Source organism: Pelagivirga sediminicola (genome assembly GCF_003072125.1).
Classification (GTDB): Bacteria; Pseudomonadota; Alphaproteobacteria; order Rhodobacterales; family Rhodobacteraceae; genus Roseovarius; species Roseovarius sediminicola.
The window spans coordinates 1-3,229 of sequence record NZ_QCYH01000043.1 but is presented as its reverse complement, the minus strand read 5'-3'; the positions used below and the strand labels follow the sequence as shown (position 1 = coordinate 3,229).

Here is a 3,229-nt window from a genome sequence, read left to right as displayed (position 1 = left end):
GGCCGGACACATGACTGCTTCTGACAAATGCACAAATCAAATCAAAAATGTCTTGCTATGCAGGAGCCATCCACACAGGACTTTCGCTGCGCCGCAAACAAAAATGATCCACCTGAAGAAAGCAGACTCTCGGGGTTGCGACGCGACATTTTTCGGGTGCAGGCGCGGCGAAGGACTGGTTCGAGCCGATGCTCATCAGTGACGATCTGCGCAGCGAACTTGTGCCTTGGGTCTACAAAGCCACCATGCAGCCCGTCAGCACATTCATGAACTCACTCTGCGAAAGATTGAGCGCAGCCTTCCGCCACGCGTAATGCTGCAGAGTGATCGACAGGGGGCACGCGTTTCATGCCAGTCCCCGACGATGCCCCCCCGTGAGGCTGGGACGGGCGCACCCCGGGGTTCGGAACTTCCACCCGCCTGACGCGTTCCAGCCCTATACAGTTTTTCAGAGATCGGCTCGGCCGGAGGGGGAGTTTCTCATGGCGGAGAACAAAAGCTCAACTTGGGATGTAAAGACAATCGGGATCGCGGCGGCGGCAGTCGTTGGGTGGGGGGCTGCCATATATGCATTCACCGACACTGCAGAACTTCAGAAGCAGACCGACCGCACTATCTCGCGCTTGCAAAGCGCTATCAGCACGCAGCAGGAAGCAGCCGGAAGCGTCGAGGAATTGCAGGCGGAGCTCGCATCGCTGGAAACGGAGACCCAGTCCCTGCAGGAGCAGCGCGACGGCATCCAGTCGGACATCGACACCTTGCAGCCGAAGCTTGACGAATTGATCGTACAGCAGACCTCCATTGACGAAACGGTGGCGCAGAAGCAGCAGCAAAACAATGAGCTGGAGCAGCAGATCTCGTCGATGCGTGAAGAAATGACCAGCTTTGAAACCCGCAAGGCAGACATCCAAAGTCAAATTGTCTCCCAGACGCAGGAGTTGACCGACATAAATACCCGGGTCGAAGAAGCTCGGGCGCGTGAGGCCGAAGTTCAGGAAAGCCTCGCAACACTTAGTGAGGACAACGCGCGGCTCGCCGAAGAAGTCTCCACCGGCGAAAGCGAGCTCCAGTCTCTGACGGCGCAGGAAACGAATTTGAGAGACGAGGTCGCAACCCTGGAAAGCAGCCTGAACGACATGCAGGCCCGGCAAGCGGAGCTTGAGCATAGTTTCGCCAGCATGACCGAGCGGAAGACCGCCCTGGAAACCGATGTCGCTGACGCCCAAGAGCAGCGAAACGAAATCCAGAAAATTGTAACGGACCTTACCAGCAATGTAGAAGAACGCTCCAACAAGCTGTTGGAGATTGAGGAGCGGATCTCAGCCGCGGAAAACGGTCAGGGGTCTTCTGCGGGCGGCAACAACAGCAACGGGTCGGAAGACAGTCATTCGGAGGCCGAATCAACCGCCACGCGCGAGATGCAAGGCACGCAGGAAAATACTGGCAACGGCGATGATCCGGTCGCTTCCCAAGCGGAAACTTCAAATTCAAACTCCTCCGGGCAGCCCGCCGAAGAGAATGAACGAGGCGACATGTCGTCCGACGCCGAAGGTGAGGGCGTAACCGAGATCGACAGCGACATTAACGACAGCGCCGACTTGGTGGATTCGTTGCAGGAATCTGGCGGCCTCCCGCCCGAAGACCTGTCAGAAGCGGGTAGTCAGAATGCCGGATCCTCCGGCACATCATCGAAAGATGAGATGCAGAGCCCGACATCGAGCAGCGATCAGAAGACTGACACAGCGACCGATGGCGCATCGGGTGATACGTCCTTGATCGAGGGCAACGCGTCTGACACGTCATCGTCGGCGGAGGCGGAAAACCAGAACACCGAAGGCGAATCTGCTGGTTCTGATACCGAAACCGAAAGTGAGAACGCCGCCGAACCAACTCAGAAGCCACAGAAAGCCGGTAACTAAGCACAGATACTCACGCTTTCGGCGATCCGAGGACATTTGGCGCGTTTGGAAGGGCAGCTCCGGGGCGGAACGCGCATGGTGGACGAAGACCGCTATTGCTTTGATGTCTTGGTGCAAACCGCTGCGGGCCGACGAGCGCTTGGTGGTAGAGGATCACGCCAACCACTGTATGGAAGAAGCGTTCCTATCTGGCGACGGCGAAGAATAGCGTTAAGCGTTTCGCGAGCGGGACGCTCGGCTGGAAATGGCCCGCCCTTGTTCCATGCCGGGTGGTAGGCACGGATAGCTGGAAGATTGGCAGCGCACATGGCGTTTTACGCCGTTCCGCCACACATGCCAGCGCTGCGCCGAACTTGTCTCGACGCTACATCGTGCCGCGCCGCGTTGCCGCAGGGCTGCTTGACGCCCGAAGCCGTGCTTGACTTAGCATGAGCAAGGGCTTTGTTGTCGAACATGACTGACCTTTCCGCTCAATCACTGGATGACCTCACCCTCGACGAGGCCGCCCGACCGAAAGCGCCGCCAGTGCCGGAGGCAACGGATGGACACCGCCGTCAAGGGCGGCAACTGGCTGCGATCCACCGTCACTACCTGATGGAAATCGCTCAGATCGGTGCGGTCCTGTCCCGGATAGAAGCTGGGGAGTGCCCTCCCGATAACCTCAAGCGGATCGTTCTATCGCTTGATATGGCCGAAAACTTTCGCGCATTCGGATCTCTCTGCGGGCGCGAATGCCAAATTCTCAAGTTTCACCACGACATCGAAAGTGCCGACATGTTCCCGCGGATCGAGGCAGCGGGCGGCGGCAAGTTCCGCGAGGTCGTGGCCAAGCTGAAGGCAGAACACGAGGTCGTCCACGAGCTGATCATCCGCCTCGGTGGGGCTGCGGATGCTCTGGCGAAAGATCCGCAGGACGAAAATTTCGTTCAGGCCGCCATAACATTCAGAAAGTTGGAAGAGGTCATACGCTCTCACTTTGGCTACGAGGAAACTGAATTGGCGGAAGCCATTGGATACTACCTCGGCTCCATCTGAAGGCTTCAGATAGATTTCCCCGCATTTTCATCTAAAAATTCCGTTTGTCGCCCGAAACGGACAAACAATCACCAAACTGGACAGCCTCTTAGTCCCACATAGGAGACGTCTGCCTGCCCAGAATGCTGCGGTCTGCGTCAATGGCAGCTTCGGGAAAGCTGCGATGCGGCGTCCGCTCTCATGGTCACGGTCGGTTTTGGTGAAGGTTTTCTGAAGCGGGTCGCGGCGTGAGGTTCGCGTCTTGGCGGGCGGACGACCCGCGTTGGAAAACCTCC

The 3,229-nt window shown here is 58.0% G+C and carries 3 protein-coding genes; all 3 read left to right on the top strand.

Translation table 11 applies throughout. From position 1 onward, the window contains the following. The first annotated feature begins 482 nt into the window (after positions 1-482). The 3 genes from DC366_RS19250 to DC366_RS19240 all read left to right on the top strand — a co-directional run bounded on the left by DC366_RS19250 (position 483) and on the right by DC366_RS19240 (position 2,954). Positions 483-1,919 (top strand): hypothetical protein, encoded by a 1,437-nt coding sequence (locus DC366_RS19250; protein ID WP_108693758.1) that lies wholly within the window; start codon positions 483-485, stop codon positions 1,917-1,919. Between the two features lie 75 nt (positions 1,920-1,994). After that, positions 1,995-2,195, top strand: coding sequence for a metal-sensing transcriptional repressor (locus tag DC366_RS20600; protein WP_369333114.1), 201 nt, complete (start codon positions 1,995-1,997; stop codon positions 2,193-2,195). Positions 2,196-2,372: 177 nt separating this feature from the next. Continuing rightward, positions 2,373-2,954, top strand: coding sequence for a hemerythrin domain-containing protein (locus DC366_RS19240; RefSeq protein ID WP_108693757.1), 582 nt, complete (start codon positions 2,373-2,375; stop codon positions 2,952-2,954). The last annotated feature ends 275 nt before the right edge of the window (positions 2,955-3,229 follow it).